This window comes from [Acidovorax] ebreus TPSY, assembly GCF_000022305.1.
In the GTDB taxonomy this organism is placed as follows: Bacteria; Pseudomonadota; Gammaproteobacteria; order Burkholderiales; family Burkholderiaceae_C; genus Diaphorobacter; species Diaphorobacter nitroreducens.
Window position 1 is genome coordinate 1,155,001 of sequence record NC_011992.1, and the last position, 18,647, is coordinate 1,173,647.

Sequence of the window (18,647 nt, forward strand, 5' to 3'; positions counted from 1 at the left end):
GCGCGAGATGAGTATTCTAAGGCGCTTGAGAGAACTCAGGAGAAGGAACTCGGCAAATTGATACCGTAACTTCGGGAGAAGGTATGCCGCAAGTAGGTGAACTTGTACAAAGGGAGCCCAAAGCGGTTGCAAAAAATCGGTGGCTGCGACTGTTTAATAAAAACACAGCACTCTGCAAACACGAAAGTGGACGTATAGGGTGTGACGCCTGCCCGGTGCTGGAAGATTAAATGATGGGGTGCAAGCTCTTGATTGAAGTCCCAGTAAACGGCGGCCGTAACTATAACGGTCCTAAGGTAGCGAAATTCCTTGTCGGGTAAGTTCCGACCTGCACGAATGGCGTAACGATGGCCACACTGTCTCCTCCTGAGACTCAGCGAAGTTGAAATGTTTGTGATGATGCAATCTCCCCGCGGAAAGACGGAAAGACCCCATGAACCTTTACTGTAGCTTTGTATTGGACTTTGAACGGATCTGTGTAGGATAGGTGGGAGGCTTTGAAGTGAGGTCGCTAGATCTCATGGAGCCAACGTTGAAATACCACCCTGGTGCGTTTGAGGTTCTAACCTAGGTCCATTAGCTGGATCGGGGACAGTGCATGGTAGGCAGTTTGACTGGGGCGGTCTCCTCCCAAAGCGTAACGGAGGAGTTCGAAGGTACGCTAGTTACGGTCGGACATCGTGACGATAGTGCAATGGCATAAGCGTGCTTAACTGCGAGACTGACAAGTCGAGCAGATGCGAAAGCAGGACATAGTGATCCGGTGGTTCTGTATGGAAGGGCCATCGCTCAACGGATAAAAGGTACTCTGGGGATAACAGGCTGATACCGCCCAAGAGTTCATATCGACGGCGGTGTTTGGCACCTCGATGTCGGCTCATCTCATCCTGGGGCTGTAGTCGGTCCCAAGGGTATGGCTGTTCGCCATTTAAAGAGGTACGTGAGCTGGGTTTAAAACGTCGTGAGACAGTTTGGTCCCTATCTTCCGTGGGCGCTGCAGATTTGAGGAAGCCTGCTCCTAGTACGAGAGGACCGGAGTGGACACACCTCTGGTGTATCGGTTGTCACGCCAGTGGCATTGCCGAGTAGCTAAGTGTGGAAGAGATAACCGCTGAAAGCATCTAAGCGGGAAACTCGTTTCAAGATGAGATCTGCCGGGGCCTTGAGCCCCCTGAAGGGTCGTTGTAGACCACGACGTTGATAGGCTGGGTGTGGAAGTGCAGCAATGCATTAAGCTAACCAGTACTAATTGCCCGTGCGGCTTGACCCTATAACTTTGACTGCCAATCGCAGCTCAAGACTGTTATGCCAAGTACGCAATCAAATCCACGCTGATTCACAGACTCTATGAATTCGCTGTGCAGTCATCTCTGCTCAGCAACCCTTTATGCCTGATGACCATAGCAAGTTGGTACCACTCCTTCCCATCCCGAACAGGACAGTGAAACGACTTCGCGCCGATGATAGTGCGGGTTCCCGTGTGAAAGTAGGTCATCGTCAGGCTCTTACAGCCCAAACCGCCCTCCCACTAAAACAGTGGGAGGGCGTTTTGCTTTGCAGCGATAACGTCGTATTTCATGCAGCTTCAGGACATTCTCTATTCGCAAGGATTCGGCACGCGCCGCATTTGCGCCGGCTTGATTCAGCAGGGCAGAGTTGCCATGCATGCGACAGGCACCCTAGAGCCCACGATCTGCCAAGACGCGACGCAGGATATTGATGTCGAAAGTTTGGTGTTGCGCGTTCAAGGAGTGGATTGGCCATACCAACCCAAGGCCTATGTCATGCTCCATAAGCCTGCAGGAACCGAGTGTTCGCAGAAGCCATCGGCCTATCCCAGCATCTACACGTTGTTGCCCGCTCCGCTTAGGCAGAGGCCCAGCAAGGGTGCTGTGGATGGTGTGCAGGCCGTGGGGCGCTTGGACCAGGACACCACCGGTTTGCTGTTACTCAGTGACGATGGGCAATTCATCCACCGCATGAGTTCGCCCAAAAAGCATGTGCCAAAGGTGTACCGTGTGACTGCCAAGCATCCCGTGACCAAGGAACAGGTCGACCGCTTGCTGGCAGGTGTGGTGCTCGATGATGATCCACGCCCTGTGCGTGCGGCTGCCTGCGCGCTAGTTGACGCGCATGTGCTTGACCTGACCCTGACGGAAGGGAAGTACCACCAAGTGAAGCGCATGATCGCCGCGGTAGGCAATCGGGTGGAAGCCTTGCATCGGTCGCACATCGGCCGTTTGGCATTGCCGGCGGATATGCAGCCGGGGGAGTGGCGTTGGCTCGGCGAAGAGGAACTCGCCCAGCTGCGGTAGCGAAAGACAGACAAGTGGTCTTCGCCCGTCGCGATCCAATAGGCGATTGCGTCAACGTCGCGCACATCGCGTCCGTTGTCTGCAAGTCACTTCTGTGAGTGATGTCCGAATGTTCGCAGGCGGGTGCCCAGTAGGAAGGGGAGCAGGGTGGTCAATCAGATGATGAGGCGCATGGCATGCGCGTGGTGGGCTGCTTGGCTGGTGTGGGGAACATCCGCTGGTGCGAGTGAGCCACCGGTGTTCGTTCTCAATTCGCTGCAGGCGGACATCAGCGTCATCGACCCCGCGACCTGGACCGAAATCGGCCGTATTGCCACTGGCAAGGAGCCGCACCACCTGTACCTCACGCCTGACGAGAAATCGCTGATTGTTGCCAACGCGCTCGGCGATAGCCTGACCTTCGTGGACCCGGCCACTGCGCAAGTGCAGCGTACGGTGCGGGGGATCGTGGATCCTTACCACTTGCGGTTTTCACCCGACATGAAATGGCTGGTCACGGCCGCCAACCGCCTCAACCATGTGGACTTCTACCGTTGGGACGGCAAGGAGCTCACGCTCGTGCAGCGCGTGTCCACTGGCAAGACGCCAAGCCACCTGTGGATTGATGCCGGCAGCCGCACGGTGTATTCGACCATGCAGGATAGCGATGAGCTGGTGGCCATCGATATATCGACGCAAAAGATCAAGTGGCGTACGAAGACAGGTGCCATGCCGGCGGATGTGTACGGCAGCCCGGACGGCAAGCATCTTTTTGTCGGCCTTACCGGCAGCGATAGCGTGGAGGTCTTCGATATTGCCGGTGAGCAGCCGCGCAGCGTGCAACGCATCAAGACGGGAGATGGCGCCCATGCCTTTCGCGCTGCGGGCGACGGCCGCCATCTGTTCGTGAGCAACCGAGTGGCCAATACCATCAGCAAGATCGACATGCAGGCGCTGCGCGTGGTGGATGGCTATCCGGCGCCCGGCGGGCCGGACTGCATGGATGTCTCGGCGGATGGTCGCTGGCTCTACGTCAGCGCCCGCTGGGCGCGCAAGATGCTCGTGATCGACACGGTGGAGCGCAAGGTGGCACGGGCCGTTCAAGTGGGCAAGTCTCCCCACGGCGTTTGGACACTCCGACATGCCAAGCGCTGAGCCACGCGGCCGCTCCCCCGGAGCACGGCGGAGGTGGCATATTTGTTGTGCTTCAATTTTGATAGCTGCTTGCGCTTATCCAGCAAGCGCTACAGGCCAAAATGACTGCAAAGGCGCGGTGTACCTGACTTTTGACACTGGCCACATGGGCGTTGCGCATCTGGTGGCCGAGGTGCTGCAGCGCCAGCAGGTCAAGGCGACCTTCTTTGCCGCAGACGAACCGACTCAGACGGGCGGCAGCAGCCTGGATGGCTACTGGGCGCCCTGGTGGCGCGCGCGCGCTGCAGAAGGGCACGAGTTCGCATCGCACACGCTGCACCATGTGTACTGGCGTGCCGACCAGGGGACGCCGCTGCAGCCGCGGTTCAAGGTCAGACCATCGGCCGGTCCTCAGGCAGGTCAGGACCTGACGATGACGGGGGCGCAATACTGCGCACAGATCGATGGCGCTGCGAGTCGGTTGCGTGCCCTGACGGGCCGGGAGCCGCTCCCGCTATTCCGCGCGCCGGGTGGCAAGACCTCTCAGCGCCTGCTGGAGGCTGCCAAATCCTGCGGTTATACGCATGTGGGATGGAGTGCTGCGGGATTCCTCGGGGACGAGCTGCCCAGCGACCAATACAGTAATACGGCCCTGCTGGAGCGTGCGTTGCGCACCGTTCGTGACGGCGACATCCTGCTGGCGCATCTGGGCATCTGGTCACGCAAGGATCCATGGGCACCCGCTGTGCTGGAACCTCTCGTCAAAGGCCTGAAGGCGCGGGGCCTGTGCTTTCGCACGCTGCGCGAGCATCCTGTGTACGGAGCACAAGCGCAGAGAAAATGACACAACGCCCGGCTATGCTGCCGCGCACCCACGCAACGCCACGGTGACTCATGTCAGGGCTGACCTATTTATTCGATACCGCGCAGCAATGGCTGTTCGAGACGCTGGTACAGCCCGCGCTCTTCATGCTGGGCCAGGCCAATGTGCTGGAGGACGGTTATGCCGCCACCGGATGGCTGCTGGTGGGACTGCTGCAACTGGGGGTGATGGTCGCGGTGATCGGGCCTTTGGAGCGCTGGCGCCCGGTGGAGCCGTTGCGCGACCGTGGTGCCGTGCACGTGGACATGCTTTACACGCTGATCCATCGCCTGGGTCTTTTTCGCCTGGCACTGTTCTTCACCACGGAGCCTCTGTGGAATGCACTGTTTGGCGCCCTGCGCGCCCATGGCTGGAAGACCCTGCAGCTGGATGCGCTCTGGCCGGGTGTCTCCGACTTGCCCGTCGTGAGCCTGCTGCTGTACCTGCTGGTGTTCGACTTCGTGGACTATGGGATCCACCGCGGCCAGCACCGCTTTGAATGGTGGTGGAGGCTGCATGCGCTCCACCATTCGCAGCGACAGATGACGATGTGGAGCGACAACCGCAACCATCTGCTGGACGATCTGCTGCGCGATGCCATCATCGTGTTCGTCGCGCAGTGCATTGGTGTGGCGCCGGGGCAGTTTGTCGCCATCGTGGCCCTCACGCAGCTCAGCGAGAACCTGCACCACGCCAACCTGCGCCTGTGGTTCGGCCAGGTGGGCGAGCGCCTGTGGGTCAGCCCGCGTTTCCACCGCATGCACCACGCCATGGGCCTGGGCCCTGAAGCTACACCTGGGCAGGGAACCCATCAGCACCCGCATGCGGCAGTGCCGGGGGGCAACAACTTCGGCGTGTTGTTGCCGTGGTGGGACATGTTGTTCGGTACGGCCAACTTCGAGCACCGCTACGAGCCCACGGGCGTGCGCGACCAGGTGGAGGCGGACGCGGACGGCCGCGTGCGTGATTACGGGCGGGGGTTCTGGGCGCAGCAGTGGCGCGGCCTGCTGCGGCTGGTGGGGCGGGCGTAGAGAGCCGATCGCGCTATGCTCGCGCGCATGGGGCTTTTCATCGATTCCTTCTGGCGCGCAGTGGGCTATTGCCTGATGCCGCGCATCATTGCGCTGTCGCTGCTGCCGCTGGTGCTGATCACGGTGGTGGCGCTGGGCGGCGGCTATCTGTTCTGGACAACTGCCGTGGCCTGGACGCAGACGGCGCTGGAAAGCTCCACCTGGCTGGGCCTGCTGTGGGGGTGGCTGCACAACTTTGGCGTGGATAACCTCCCCGTGGCGCTAGCGCCGCTGCTGGTGCTTATGGGAGCCACGCCACTGATCGTCATTGTCTGCGTGCTCGCGGTGGCCGTATTGATGGCCCCTGCCATCGTGACTCTGGTGGCGCAGCGGCGTTTTGCGCAACTGCAGCGCAAGCGGGGCGGTTCATTCCTTGCCAGCGTGCTGTGGTCTCTGGGGTCGACCATCGCGGCGCTCATTGCGCTGGTGCTGTCCATGCCGCTGTGGCTGGTCCCGCCGCTGGTGTTGATCCTGCCTCCGCTCATCTGGGGATGGCTCACCTACCGTGTCATGGCCTTTGACGCACTGGCCGAACACGCGAGCAAGCCGGAGCGGCAGGAGATTTTCAAGCGCCATCAGCTCAGCCTGCTGAGCATTGGCGTGCTGAGCGGATTTCTAGGGGCCGCGCCCGGCATTGTCTGGGCGTCGGGCGTGGTGTTCGCAGCGGCGTTCCTCGTCCTAGTGCCGATCGCCATCTGGATCTACACGCTGGTGTTCGCCTTCTCATCGCTGTGGTTCACGCATTTCTGTCTGGCCGCGCTGCAACAGCTGCGCGAGCAGCGAGGCGAACGCCCGCCGGGCGATACGCCTGCAACCGCCGCGCCCGCAACGCCAGCGCCTTCTTTGCCATCCTCGTCTCAGCTGCAGGACAACCCATGACACCGGCTTTCGGCCTCATCATCGTTGGCGATGAAATCCTCTCGGGCAAGCGGGCGGACAAGCACCTCGCCAAGGTCATCGAGCTGCTTGCGGCACGCGGGCTTGCGCTGTCCTATGCGGACTACGTAGGCGACGACCGTCCGCGCATCACGGCGGCGCTGCAGCGGGCCTTTGCCTCGTCGGACATCGTGTTCAGTTGCGGCGGCATTGGTGCCACTCCCGACGACCACACGCGCCAGTGCGCGGCGGCCGCATTGCAACGCCCGCTGGTCCTGCACCCCGAGGCCAAGCGCCTGATCACCGAGCGCATGCAGGATGTGGCACGGGAGCAGGGCGAGGCGTTCGACCCCGACCGCGCCGACAATCTGCATCGGCTGAACATGGGCGTTTTTCCTGAGGGCGCGCGCATCATTCCCAACCCTTACAACAAAATCCCCGGCTTCTCGTGTGACGGCCCTGGGGGCGGCATGGTGCATTTCGTGCCGGGGTTCCCGGTCATGGCTTGGCCTATGGTGGACTGGGCACTCCAGCATTACTGTGCCCCGTGGTTCAACCAGCAGCCGCAGATGGAGCGCTCCGTCGTGCTTTACGGCGCGATGGAAGCCGCGCTGACCCAGCTCATGGAGCGGATCGAGGCCGGACACCCGGGGATCAAGGTGTTCAGCCTGCCGAGCGTGGACCATCCGGTGCACGGGCGCCATGTGGAATTGGGCGTCAAGGGGGCCGCTGCCTTGGTGCCTGCCGCGTGGCAGGCGCTGCAGGAAGGTTTGCACCAAACAGGTGCATCCATGGGCCCTGAAATGGTGCGCAAATGGTAAGAAGGTGGGCCACTTAAAATCCTGCACGCGATTGGTGCGCCGCCGCAGGGCTCTGCGCCCGGCTTGCCCCGTACGGGTGTCCCCATTCGCTGGCACGCAAACTGCTTTTCTGTGCGCATCATTGTTGATGAGCACTTCTATCCCTGGAGAACCCTGATGGCCAAGACCGTTGCAGACGTGATGAAGATGGTGAAGGAAAACGAAGTCAAGTTCGTGGACTTCCGCTTCACGGATACCCGCGGCAAGGAACAGCACGTCACCGTGCCGATCTCGCACTTCGACGAAGACAAGTTCGCCTCGGGCCATGCGTTCGACGGCTCGTCGGTCGCCGGCTGGAAGGGTATCGAGGCGTCGGACATGCTACTCATGCCCGATCCGAACACCGCCAACATCGACCCGTTCTTCGAAGAAACCACCATGATCATGGCGTGCGACGTGGTGGAGCCGGCCGACGGCAAGGCCTACGACCGCGACCCGCGCTCCATCGCCAAGCGCGCTGAGGCGTACTTGAAGGCCTCCGGCATGGGCGACACGGCCTACTTCGGCCCGGAGCCCGAGTTCTTCATCTTCGACGGCGTGCGCTGGAGCACCGATCCCAACCACACCTTCTACGAGATCGAAGAGTACGAAGCCCCCTGGAACACCGGCTCCAAGCTCGAAGGTGGCAACCGCGGCCACCGTCCCACCACCAAGGGCGGCTATTTCCCCGTGCCTCCGGTCGACAGCACGCAGGACATGCGCGCAGAGATGTCCCTGATCCTTGAATCCCTGGGCATTCCGGTCGAGGTGTTCCACCACGAAGTGGCCGGTGCCGGCCAGAACGAGATCGGCACCCGGTTCAGCACGCTGGTGGAGCGTGCCGACTGGACCATGCTGCAGAAGTACGTGATCCACAACGTGGCCAATGCCTACGGCAAGACCGCCACCTTCATGCCCAAGCCCTACCACGGCGACAACGGCTCGGGCATGCACGTGCACCAGTCGGTCTGGAAGGACGGCAAGAACCTGTTCGCCGGCGACGGCTATGCGGGTCTGTCGGACTTCGCGCTGTACTACATCGGCGGCATCATTAAGCACGCCCGCGCACTGAACGCCATCACGAACCCGGGCACCAACAGCTACAAGCGTCTCGTGCCGCACTTCGAGGCGCCGGTGAAGCTGGCCTACTCGGCCAAGAACCGCTCGGCCTCCATCCGCATCCCGTTCGTGGCCAACCCGAAGGGCCGCCGCGTGGAAGCGCGCTTCCCCGATCCGCTGATGAACCCCTACCTGGGCTTTGCGGCCCTGCTGATGGCGGGTCTGGACGGCGTGGAAAACAAGATCCACCCGGGCGAAGCCGCTACCAAGGACCTGTACCACCTGCCGCCGGAGGAAGACAAGCTGGTGCCCACCGTGTGCCACAGCCTGGACCAGGCGCTGGAAGCGCTGGACAAGGACCGCGCGTTCCTGACCAAGGGCGGCGTGTTCACCGACTCCATGCTCGACGCCTACATCGAGCTGAAGATGCAGGAAGTCACGCGCTTCCGCATGGCCGTGCATCCCGTCGAGTACGACATGTACTACTCGCTGTGATGGCAGGGGCTTAGGCCCCCGGCTGTTGTCAACAGGGCGGCTCCGGCCGCCTTTTTCTATGGATGGGCTGCGCGCGTTGGCTAACGGGGCACGGCATCCCGTCGCACCAAAACCGCAGCGTTGGGCCGCCGCAATTGGCGGGTTGGAATGATTGGGGGATACTCACCGGCACCGCGCATGCCCGACGCATGCCATGTGAGGAATTCGATGAAAAGCACTTTGTTCGCCCTGACCGTTATCGCCGCCGTGCTGCAGCCCGCCTGGGCGCAGGACCGCATTTACCGCTGCGGCAACGAATACACCAACAACGCCACGCAGGCCAAGGAGCGCGGCTGCAAGCTCGTGGAAGGTGGCAATGTGACGGTGCTGCAGGGTTCGCGCCCGGCGGCGGCCTCCTCGGGCGGCAGCGCAGGCGCCTCCGGTGCCAGCGCCAGCAGCTCGCCCGCGAACGCACCGCGCGTGGGCGCGGCCGACCAGCGTGCGCGCGACGCCGATGCGCGCGCCATCCTGGAGTCTGAACTGAGCAAGGCGGAAACCCGCCTGGCCGAGTTGCGCAAGGAGTACAACGACGGCTCGCCCCAGCGCACGGCGCTGGAGTTGCGCAACCCGCAGGGCTACATCGAGCGCACGGCCGAGCTCAAGGCCAGCGTGGCCCGGGCCGAGGCCGATGTGGCCGGCATCAAGCGCGAACTCTCGCGCCTGAACAAGTAAGCGCCGCGGTCCCTGCGTGCGGCACAAAGGCGCGATCATCCAAGAGCCCACCCCAACGGACCGCTACCAGGCGCTGGACCTCGTCTCCACGCTGATCGCCGTGCTGCACCCCGGCGGGGCGGCCCTCTTCGTCAACGCAGCGCTGGAAAACGCCCTGGGCCTGTCGCGCCGCACGCTGGAAGGCGTGGACTTCGCCGGCCTGTTCACCGATCCGACCATCCTGCAGACGGCGCTGGCCGGAGCGCGCGGGCGCGACTTCGCGGCGCTGCGCTTCGAAGCCGTGCTGCGCCGCTCGCCGCAGGAGCCTTTGCCAGTGCACGCCAGCGTGGCGGTGGTGGAGCACAGCGGCGACGTGATCGTGGAGCTGTGGCCCCTGGAGGCGCAGGCGCGCCAGGACCGCGAGGAGCGGCTGCGCGAGCAGGCGCAGGCCAACAAGGAGCTGATCCGCAATTTGGCGCACGAGATCAAGAACCCGCTGGGCGGCATCCGAGGGGCGGCGCAACTGCTGGAGATGGAGCTGGAAAGCCGCGACCTGACCGAGTACACCCAGGTCATCATCCACGAGGCCGACCGCCTGCAAAGCCTGGTGGACCGGCTGCTGGCGCCGCACCGTCACCCGCACCTCGTCGGCGATGTGAATATCCACGAGGTCTGCGAGCGCGTGCGCTCCCTGGTATTGGTCGAGCATCCGCAGGGCCTGGCCGTGCTGCGCGACTATGACACCTCCATCCCTGAGTTTCGCGGCGACCGCGCGCAGCTCATCCAGGCCGTGCTGAACATCGTGCAGAACGCGGCGCAGGCGTTGCACGAGCGCATTGCCGCGGGCGACGCGGTCATCACGCTGCGCACGCGCGTGGCGCGGCAGGTCACGTTCGGGCGCCAACGCTACCGGCTGGCATTGGAATTGCATGTCATCGACAACGGACCGGGCGTGCCCGAAGCCATCAAGGAGCGGATCTTCTATCCGCTGGTGACGGGGCGGGACGGGGGATCGGGACTGGGCTTGACGCTGGCGCAAACCTTTGTGCAGCGACACCATGGGCTCATTGAGTGCGAGAGCCAGCCGGGCCGCACCGACTTCCGCATCCTCATACCACTGCCTTGAGTCCCTGACACGCACGACCCCAACGGGTAAAGGTAAAGGGAGCTGGAACACATGAAGCCGATCTGGATAGTAGACGACGACCCCTCGATCCGCTTCGTCCTCGAAAAGGCGCTGGCGCGCGAAAACCTGCCCACGCGCAGCTTCACGCAGGCGCGCGATGTACTGGACGCGCTGGCCGACGTAGCCGCGGGCGACCCCACCCACCAGGGACCGCAGGTCCTGGTGAGCGATATCCGCATGCCGGGCGGCTCCGGCCTGCAACTGCTGGAGAAGGTGCGCGGCCTGCAACCCGGTCTGCCGGTCATCGTGATGACGGCGTATTCCGACCTGGACAGCGCCGTGTCCGCCTTCCAAGGCGGCGCCTTTGAATACCTGCCCAAGCCGTTCGACCTGCCCAAGGCGGTGGAGCTGATCCGCCGCGCTGTGGAGGAGAGCCAGCGCGAGGAGGTTGCCGAGCAGCAGCTCACCGCGATGCCCGAGATGCTGGGCCAGGCACCCGCCATGCAGGACGTGTTCCGCGCCATCGGCCGGCTGAGCCAGAGCGTGGTCACGGTGCTGATCACGGGCGAATCCGGCTCGGGCAAGGAACTCGTGGCACGCGCGCTGCACAAGCACTCGCCCGTGGCGGGTGGGCCCTTCGTGGCCATCAACACTGCGGCCATCCCGAAGGACCTGCTGGAGAGCGAGCTCTTCGGCCATGAGCGCGGCGCCTTCACGGGCGCGCAGACGCAGCGGCGCGGGCGCTTTGAGCAGGCCGAGGGCGGCACGCTGTTCCTCGATGAAATCGGCGACATGCCCTTCGACCTGCAGACGCGCCTGCTGCGCGTGCTGTCGGACGGGCAGTTCTACCGCGTGGGCGGCCATGCCGCCGTGAAGGCCAATGTGCGCGTGATCGCCGCTACGCACCAGAACCTGGAGCAGCGCGTGAAGGATGGGGCCTTCCGCGAGGACCTGTTCCACCGCCTCAATGTGATCCGCCTGCGCCTGCCGGCGCTGCGCGAGCGCAGCGAAGACGTGGCCATGCTGACGCGCTACTTCCTGCAGCGCAGCGCACGGCAACTGGGCGTGGAGCCCAAGCGCATCTCCGACGCGGCGCTGGCCCTGCTCACACGCTTTGCCTTCCCAGGCAACGTGCGCCAGCTGGAGAACATCTGCCACTGGCTGACGGTGATGGCGCCCGCGCAGGTCATCTCGGCGCAGGACCTGCCGCCCGAGGTGCTGGAGGCCACGCCGCATCCCGCCGCGCCGTTGCAGGGCGTGGCGGACGAGGTTGCCGCTGGCGCGACGAGCGTGCCGGCCCCCGCGCTGCCGCCTGCGCCGGCGGGCACGCGCACCGACCAGGCTGCGGCCCTGGATGGCATGGGCTGGGAGCCCGCGCTGGTGAGCGAGGCCCAGCAGCTGCTGCGCAGCGGCCAGGCCGACGTGTGGGACGTGCTCACGCGGCGTTTCGAGTCGCGCCTGATCCGCACGGCGCTGCAGGCCACGCACGGGCGGCGCATGGAAGCGGCGCAGCGCCTGGGCATCGGCCGCAACACCATCACGCGCAAGATCCAGGAACTGGGCCTGGATGCGCACGATGATGAGTGAAACAAGGCGCTGGCGCTTTAAGGACAAGCGCTAGTAGCTATTAATTCGATAGCATAAGACCTTGTGGCGCGCATGCACAGCGTGCGCGTGAGTCCTACAGGCAGGGGCTGCCGTCACCGACCCGATGGTGCCCGGGGGGCTTCAACAATGAATTCATTGTTCAACCAACCGGAGTCGATACATGTCGGATTTCAAGGATGCCAATCGTGACCCCCTGACCAACGAACCGGGGGCCCACCCCATCGGCACGGGCGTAGGCGCCGCGGGCGGAGCCGTTGCGGGCGCCGCCACGGGCGCTATCGGCGGCCCCATCGGTGCTGCCGTGGGCGGTGTGGCGGGAGCCGTTGTCGGCGGTCTGGCCGGCAAGGCGGCGGCCGAGGCGGTCAACCCTACGGCCGAGGACGCCTACTGGCGTGAAACCTACCAGCGCGAACCGTACTACGTGACCGGCCGGGCCTACGAAGAATACCGCCCCGCCTATGAGATGGGCTGGAGTGCCGCCAGCCGCTACCCCGGTGATTTTGAAACGGTGGAGCCCGAACTGTCGCGCGACTGGGGCCGCGCCCGGGCCCAAAGCTCGCTGGAATGGGCGCAGGCCCAGCCCGCCGCGCGCGCCGCGTGGGATCGCGTGCGCCGTAACCCCACGGTGACCGCGTCGGGCACCGCGGCAGGCGCCACGCTGATGGACAACGAGGACGTAGTGGACGTGCTGGACGATTTGCTGGAATGCAGCCGCGACGGCGAGTACGGGTTTCGCACCTCGGCCGAGCGTGCGGAATCGCCCGAACTCAAGAGCTTGCTGGAGCGCCGCGCCCAGGAATGCGCAACCGCCGCCACGGAGCTGGAGAGCGCGATCCGCAGCCACGGCGGCGAGCCCTCCAGCGGCGGCACCATGGCCGGCGCGCTGCACCGCGGTTGGGTGTCGGTGAAGGCGGCGCTGAGTACCTATGACGACAAGGCCGTGCTGGAAGAGTGCGAGCGCGGCGAGGACGTGGCCGTGGCCCGCTATAACAAGGCGCTGGAGAACGCACTGCCACCCGCCGTGCGCACCCTGGTCGAGCGCCAGGCCCAGGGCGTGAAGCGCAACCACAACGAAGTGCGCGCGCTGCGCAACCGTTACCAGGCCGCGTCCTGATGGCCTTCAGCGCGGGCGCCTGTCGCCCGCGTTGGCCACCTCAGCCCAGCGACACCACGACCGGCGCGTGGTCGCTGGGCTGCGGATTTTTGCGCGGAGCGCGGTCGATGCGGCAGGCCGTCACGGAGGGCCGCAGCGCAGTGCTGACCAGGATGTGGTCGATGCGCAGCCCGCGGTTCTTCTGAAACCCCAGCATGCGGTAGTCCCACCACGAGTAGCTCTTCTCGGGCTGATCGAACAGGCGGAAGGCGTCGGTCAGGCCGAGCCCCAGCAAGTCCTGGAAGTGCTGGCGCTCCTCTACCGTGTGGTGGATGGTGTCCTTCAAGCCCACGGGATCGAAGGAGTCGCGGTCCTCGGGGGCCACATTGAAGTCGCCCACCAGCACCAGCCGCGGATGCGCGGCCAGCTCGGTGCGCAGCCAGTCGCGCAGCGCCTCCAGCCACAGCAGCTTGTAGCTGAACTTCTCGGTCCCTGGCGCCTGGCCATTCACAAAGTAGCAGTTCACCAGGCGCAGCGGGCCTTCAGGCGTATCCAGCGTAGCGGCGATGACGCGGGCCTGCTCGTCGCCATGGCCCGGGATATTGCGCACCACGTCGCGCAGCGGCGTGCGGCTGAGGATGGCCACGCCGTTATAGGTCTTCTGGCCGAAGCACACCGCGTGGTAGCCCGCTGCTTCGAAGGCGTCGTGCGGGAATTTCTCGTCCACCAGCTTGAGCTCTTGCAGGCCAATGGCGTCCACGGGGTTGGCCTCCAGCCAGGCCAACACCTGCGGCAGGCGCACGGAGAGGGAATTGATGTTCCAGGTGGCGATTTGCATGTTTTTGGCCTCCAGCGCTTTTGCAGCAAGCGCAAGCAGCTATCAAAAATAGAGTGATAAAGGCGGGGCGTCAGCCGCGGCGCTCGAAGGTCACGAAGGCGTAGGGCAGGCCGCCCGCGCCCACATGGTTGCTGCGGGCCGTTTCCACCCATTCCGGTCCCAGGGCCGGCGCGTAGGCATCGCCCTCGTAGTCCTGCGCGATCTCGGTCACCTCGACGCGCGTGGCCAGGGGCAGGGCCTGGGCGTAGATCTGCGCGCCGCCGATGACCCATGCCGTGGTGCTGCCGGACTGCTGGGCCAAGGCGAGTGCCTCAGGCAGGCTGGATGCGCGCTGGGCGCCGCTTTCCTGCCAGTCGGCCTGGCGCGTCACGACGATGTTGGCGCGCCCCGGCAGCGGCCGAAAGCGCGGGGGCAGCGAGTCCCAGGTCTTGCGGCCCATGATCACCGGGTGGCCCTGGGTGAGCGCCTTGAAATGCGCCAGATCTTCGGGCAAATGCCAGGGCATGGTGCCGTTCTTGCCGATCACGCCGTTGGCGGCGCGTGCGTAGATCAGGTTCACTTGCATGGCTGTCCGTCCCGCCTCAGACCGCCACCGGCGCCTTGATGGCGGGGTGGTGTTCGTAGCCCACCACTTCGAAGTCTTCGTAGGCGTAATCAAATATGGATGCGGGCCGGCGCATGATCTGCAGCGTCGGGTAGGCATAGGGCTGGCGCGCCAGTTGGGTCTGCACCTGCTCGAAATGGTTGCTGTAGATATGGCAGTCGCCGCCGGTCCAGATGAAGTCACCCACCTGCAGGTCGCACTGCTGCGCCACCATGTGCGTGAGCAGCGCGTATGACGCGATGTTGAACGGCACGCCCAGGAAGATGTCTGCGCTGCGCTGGTAGAGCTGGCAGCTTAGTTTGCCCGGCTCACCAGCCACCTGGGATGGCGCCACGTAGAACTGGAAGAACGCGTGGCAGGGCATGAGCGCCATCTGGTCCAGCTCGGCCACGTTCCAGGCGCTCACGATGATGCGGCGGCTGTCGGGGTGGGTCTTGAGGGTGTCGATCACCTGCTGGATCTGGTCGATGTGGCCGCCGTCCGGCGTGGGCCAGCTGCGCCACTGCACGCCGTACACGGGGCCCAGGCTGCCGTCGTCGCGCGCCCACTCGTCCCAGATGGTGCAGCCGCGCTCCTGCAGCCAGCGCACGTTGCTGTCGCCGCGCAGGAACCACAGCAGCTCCAGGATGATGGACTTGAGGTGCACCTTCTTGGTGGTCACCAGGGGAAAGCCTTCGGCCAGGTCAAAGCGCATCTGGTGGCCGAACACGCTCCTGGTGCCCGTGCCCGTGCGGTCGCCCTTGGCCGTGCCGTGCTCGAACACATGGCGCATCAGGTCTTCGTATTGGTGGCGGATGGGGCGTGGGGTCATGGTCTTGAATGAAAAGTGGCTCCAGCGCTTGCTAGACAAGCGCCAACAGCTCTCATTTTTGAAGAATGCAGCCCGGGTTCATGAGGCCCTGCGGGTCCAGGGCCTGCTTGATGGCGCGCATCAGCCCCAGGGCCACGGGCGACTTGTACTGCGCCAGCTTGTCGGCCTTGAGCACGCCCACGCCGTGCTCGGCCGAGAACGAGCCGTCGAACTGCGCCACCGCGTCGTACACCAGGGCGTTGACGCGGTCCTCCTGCGTACGCAGGAACTCCCGCGCATCGCCGCCCGCCGGCGCCTGTACGTTGTAGTGCAGATTGCCGTCGCCCAGGTGGCCGAAGTTGACCAGGCGCACGCCGGGAATCTCGCGCTGCAGCAGCGCATCGGTGTGCTCCACGAACGCGGGGATGCGCGACGCGGCGATCGAGATGTCGTGCTTGATGTTCAGGCCTTCTTCGGCCTGGGCCAGCGGAATGCTCTCGCGGATATGCCACAGCTCATGCGCTTGCGACAGGCTCTCGGCGACCACGGCGTCCAGCACGCAGCCGTCCTCGAAGGCCAGCTCCAGCAGCGCCTCGAAGCGCTGGCGCGCGTGTTCTTCGGATTCGCTGTCGCTGTTTTCCAGCAGCACGTAGTAGGGTGGCGCGCCGTCCAGCCCGGCGAACGGCACGCGCAGCTGCGGCATGTGCTTGATGACCAGCGACAGCGCGAACTGCCCCATCACCTCGAAACCCGTGAGCCCGGCCCCCAGGTGCTGGTGCGACAGGCCCAGCAGGCGCACGGCCGCCGCCATCGACGGCACGGCGGCCCAGGCGGTGAGCTGCGCGGCGGGCTGGGGGAAGAGCTTCATGGTGGCCGCGGTGATGATGCCGAGCGTGCCTTCGCTGCCGATGTACAGGTCGCGCAGGTCGTAGCCGGTGTTGTCCTTGCGCAGGCCCGAGAGGCCGTTCCACACCTCGCCCTGGGGCGTGACCACCTCCAGGCCCAGGCACAGCTCGCGCGTGTTGCCGTAGCGCACCACCTGCGTGCCGCCGGCATTGGTGGACAGGTTGCCGCCGATGGTGCAACTGCCCTCTGCGGCAAGCGATAGCGGAAACAGCAGATCGGCTTTCTCGGCCGTCTCCTGCAGGGCCTGCAATATGCAGCCGGCCTCCACCGTCATGGTGAGGTTGTCGCGGTCGATGGCTCGCACCGCATTCATGCGCGTGAGGCTCAGCACCACCTGCGTGCCGCTGCCGTCGGGCGTGCTGCCCACCGACAGGCCGGTGTTGCCGCCCTGCGGCACGATCGCCACGCCGGCATCGGCACAGGCGCGCACCACTGCTGCCACCTCGGCCGTGGAGCCCGGGCGCACCACGGCCAGGGACTTGCCATGGGAGCGCTTGCGCCAGTCCTGTTCATAGGCGGCAAGGTCGCCCTCGGTCAGTACATGGGCGGCGCCAACGATCCGGCGCAGGGTGTCGAGCAGGGCAGTGGTCATGGCGGTCAATCCAGTCGATGTCAGGCAAAGGCTCAGCACGCTCATGCAGGCGCGGCGGCGCGGGCCGCCTTGGCGGCACGCTGGCGCAGCCGCACATGCAGCGCGCAGGCGGTGAACAGCAGCAGGCACAGCACGATCTCCAGGCCCGCCAGCCAGTTGCCGGGCGCCGGGTCGCTCCAGGCGCGCACCACCCCTTCGGTGAAATACAGCCACACCAGCAGGCTGACCCAGCGGTAGGTGTACATGCGCCGCTTGAGCAGCCCGGCCAGCGGCACCGCCAGCGGCAGGGCCTTGAGCGCCAGCCAAGAGCCGCCCGGGCGCACCGGCGCCAGCCACAGCTCCCAGGCCAGGCACAGCACGATCAGCGCCGCCAGGCTGCCCACGGCCAGCCAGCGCGTGGCCGCCACGTCGGTGGCGATGTGCAGGGCGGGGGCGGGGGGCAGGGTTTCGCGATGCATGGGGCTGGCATCATATCGGTCATGTCGTTGTCCCTACAGTCCATTGCAGTGCGTGCCGAGGAGTGGCTGGTGGAGCTTTCCCACTTCCCCTGGCGCACCACCGCGCAGACGCTGCGCGAGCGCTTTCGCGAGGACCGCCTGGGGCTGACGGCCAGCAGCCTCACTTTCACCACGCTGCTGGCGCTGGTGCCGTTCGTGACGGTGGCGCTGGCCATGTTCACCGTGTTCCCCATGTTTGCCGAGATGCAGCTCGTGCTGCAGCGCTGGCTGGTGGACAGCCTGGTGCCCGACAGCATCTCGCGCCCCGTGCTGGGCTACCTCACGCAGTTCGCCGCCAAGGCGCATGGCCTGGGCGCGGCGGGCTTGTCGATCCTCATGGTGACGGCGCTGGCGCTGATCCTCACCATCGACCGCACGCTCAACAACATCTGGCGCGTGCAGCGCCTGCGCCCGCTGGGCCAGCGTGTGCTGATCTACTGGGCCGCGCTCACGCTCGGTCCGCTGGTGCTGGCGGCCAGCCTGGCGCTGACCACCTCGGTCGCCAGCGCCGCGTCGCGCGGTATCGGCGACACGTTGCCGGGCGGAGCGCGCCTGCTGTTCGATGCGATCGAGTTCTTCGTGCTGGCCGCCGGCATGGCGGCGCTGTACCGCTATGTGCCCAACACCCAGGTGCACTGGCGCCACGCCTGGGCGGGCGGAGTGTTCGTCGCCGTGGGCATCGAGCTGGCCAAGAAAGTGCTGTCGCTGTACCTGGCGTCGGTACCCACCTATTCGGTGCTGTACGGCACGTTCGCCACGCTGCCCATCTTGCTGCTGTGGGTGTATGTGGCCTGGGTCATCGTGCTGCTGGGTGCGGTGGTGGCCGCCTATCTGCCGAGCCTGCTTGCCGGCGTGGCGCGCTGCGCCACGGGCGAGGGCTGGGCCTTCTTGCTGGCCGTGGAGGTGCTGCAGCAGCTGCACCGCGCGCGCCAGCAACCGCCCCACGGGCTGAGCGTGCTGGAGCTGGCCCAGCGGCTGCGCGTGGATGTGCTGCAGGTGGGGTCCGTGCTGCCGGTGCTGGCGGCGCTGGATTGGGTGGTGCGGGTGGACGAGACGGCCGCCGACGGGTCCGACGCAGCCGACGCACGCTACGTGCTGCTGGCCGAGCCGGCCACCACGCACATGGAGCCCCTGGTGCAGCGCCTGCTGCTGGCGCGCACCCCGCCGCTGGAGCGCCTGTGGGCGCACACGGGGCTGGAGGTGCTCACGCTGGCCGACGTGCTGCCGCGCGAATCCGCGCAGCGGCCGCCTGAGATGCTCCTTAAACGATAGCT

The 18,647-nt window shown here is 65.2% G+C and carries 17 protein-coding genes and 2 rRNA genes (1 of these 19 running past the window's edge); 14 read left to right on the top strand and 5 right to left on the bottom strand.

Annotation, left to right across the window (positions count from 1 at the left end; translation table 11 throughout):
• From DTPSY_RS05505 to DTPSY_RS05565, 13 genes are all read left to right on the top strand, one after another.
• Positions 1–1,270 (top strand): 23S ribosomal RNA (locus DTPSY_RS05505); it begins 1,606 nt to the left of the window's first position.
• Positions 1,271–1,390: 120 nt separating this feature from the next.
• Positions 1,391–1,503: ribosomal RNA gene (rrf, locus tag DTPSY_RS05510) — 5S ribosomal RNA — on the top strand.
• A 74-nt stretch (positions 1,504–1,577) separates the two neighbouring features.
• Positions 1,578–2,315, top strand: a complete 738-nt coding sequence (locus tag DTPSY_RS05515; RefSeq protein WP_015912801.1) for a 16S rRNA pseudouridine(516) synthase — start codon at positions 1,578–1,580, stop codon at positions 2,313–2,315.
• Between the two features lie 162 nt (positions 2,316–2,477).
• A complete protein-coding gene (locus DTPSY_RS05520) occupies positions 2,478–3,449 on the top strand; it encodes a YncE family protein (protein ID WP_041838971.1) in 972 nt (323 codons plus the stop codon).
• Complete coding sequence (locus DTPSY_RS05525; RefSeq protein WP_015912803.1) at positions 3,436–4,272, top strand: polysaccharide deacetylase family protein; 837 nt, start codon at positions 3,436–3,438, stop codon at positions 4,270–4,272. Before DTPSY_RS05520 ends, DTPSY_RS05525 begins: the two co-directional genes overlap by 14 nt.
• A gap of 50 nt (positions 4,273–4,322) precedes the next feature.
• On the top strand, positions 4,323–5,321 hold the full coding sequence (locus DTPSY_RS05530) for a sterol desaturase family protein (RefSeq protein WP_015912804.1): 999 nt from the start codon (positions 4,323–4,325) through the stop codon (positions 5,319–5,321).
• A gap of 27 nt (positions 5,322–5,348) precedes the next feature.
• The gene (locus DTPSY_RS05535; RefSeq protein ID WP_238526574.1) at positions 5,349–6,239 is read left to right on the top strand and encodes an EI24 domain-containing protein; all 891 of its coding nucleotides are present in this window, start codon (positions 5,349–5,351) and stop codon (positions 6,237–6,239) included.
• The gene (locus DTPSY_RS05540; RefSeq protein WP_015912806.1) at positions 6,236–7,057 is read left to right on the top strand and encodes a competence/damage-inducible protein A; all 822 of its coding nucleotides are present in this window, start codon (positions 6,236–6,238) and stop codon (positions 7,055–7,057) included. Before DTPSY_RS05535 ends, DTPSY_RS05540 begins: the two co-directional genes overlap by 4 nt.
• A gap of 156 nt (positions 7,058–7,213) precedes the next feature.
• On the top strand, positions 7,214–8,629 hold the full coding sequence (gene glnA, locus DTPSY_RS05545) for a type I glutamate--ammonia ligase (RefSeq protein ID WP_015912807.1): 1,416 nt from the start codon (positions 7,214–7,216) through the stop codon (positions 8,627–8,629).
• A 207-nt stretch (positions 8,630–8,836) separates the two neighbouring features.
• Complete coding sequence (locus DTPSY_RS05550; protein ID WP_015912808.1) at positions 8,837–9,340, top strand: hypothetical protein; 504 nt, start codon at positions 8,837–8,839, stop codon at positions 9,338–9,340.
• Positions 9,341–9,374: 34 nt separating this feature from the next.
• Positions 9,375–10,445 carry a nitrogen regulation protein NR(II) gene (gene glnL, locus DTPSY_RS05555; protein WP_047351613.1) on the top strand — a complete coding sequence of 357 codons (1,071 nt, stop codon included), beginning with the start codon at positions 9,375–9,377 and terminating at the stop codon, positions 10,443–10,445.
• Between the two features lie 51 nt (positions 10,446–10,496).
• Positions 10,497–12,032, top strand: coding sequence for a nitrogen regulation protein NR(I) (ntrC, locus tag DTPSY_RS05560; protein ID WP_015912809.1), 1,536 nt, complete (start codon positions 10,497–10,499; stop codon positions 12,030–12,032).
• 181 nt (positions 12,033–12,213) lie between these two features.
• Positions 12,214–13,167, top strand: a complete 954-nt coding sequence (locus DTPSY_RS05565) for a ferritin-like domain-containing protein (RefSeq protein ID WP_015912810.1) — start codon at positions 12,214–12,216, stop codon at positions 13,165–13,167.
• A gap of 40 nt (positions 13,168–13,207) precedes the next feature.
• Here DTPSY_RS05565 and xth read toward each other — a convergent pair whose 3' ends face one another.
• From xth to DTPSY_RS05590, 5 genes are all read right to left on the bottom strand, one after another.
• A complete protein-coding gene (xth, locus tag DTPSY_RS05570) occupies positions 13,208–13,984 on the bottom strand; it encodes an exodeoxyribonuclease III (protein WP_015912811.1) in 777 nt (258 codons plus the stop codon).
• Positions 13,985–14,054: 70 nt separating this feature from the next.
• Positions 14,055–14,549 carry a dihydrofolate reductase gene (locus DTPSY_RS05575; protein WP_015912812.1) on the bottom strand — a complete coding sequence of 165 codons (495 nt, stop codon included), beginning with the start codon at positions 14,547–14,549 and terminating at the stop codon, positions 14,055–14,057.
• 16 nt (positions 14,550–14,565) lie between these two features.
• A complete protein-coding gene (locus tag DTPSY_RS05580) occupies positions 14,566–15,399 on the bottom strand; it encodes a thymidylate synthase (RefSeq protein ID WP_015912813.1) in 834 nt (277 codons plus the stop codon).
• A gap of 52 nt (positions 15,400–15,451) precedes the next feature.
• The gene (locus tag DTPSY_RS05585; protein WP_041838803.1) at positions 15,452–16,876 is read right to left on the bottom strand and encodes an FAD-binding oxidoreductase; all 1,425 of its coding nucleotides are present in this window, start codon (positions 16,874–16,876) and stop codon (positions 15,452–15,454) included.
• A gap of 41 nt (positions 16,877–16,917) precedes the next feature.
• Positions 16,918–17,334: a DUF2069 domain-containing protein gene (locus DTPSY_RS05590; RefSeq protein WP_011804631.1), complete on the bottom strand. Its 417-nt coding sequence runs from the start codon at positions 17,332–17,334 to the stop codon at positions 16,918–16,920.
• A gap of 21 nt (positions 17,335–17,355) precedes the next feature.
• On the opposite strand from DTPSY_RS05590, the gene DTPSY_RS05595 reads away from it, so the two are divergent.
• Complete coding sequence (locus DTPSY_RS05595) at positions 17,356–18,645, top strand: YihY family inner membrane protein (RefSeq protein ID WP_015912815.1); 1,290 nt, start codon at positions 17,356–17,358, stop codon at positions 18,643–18,645.
• The last annotated feature ends 2 nt before the right edge of the window (positions 18,646–18,647 follow it).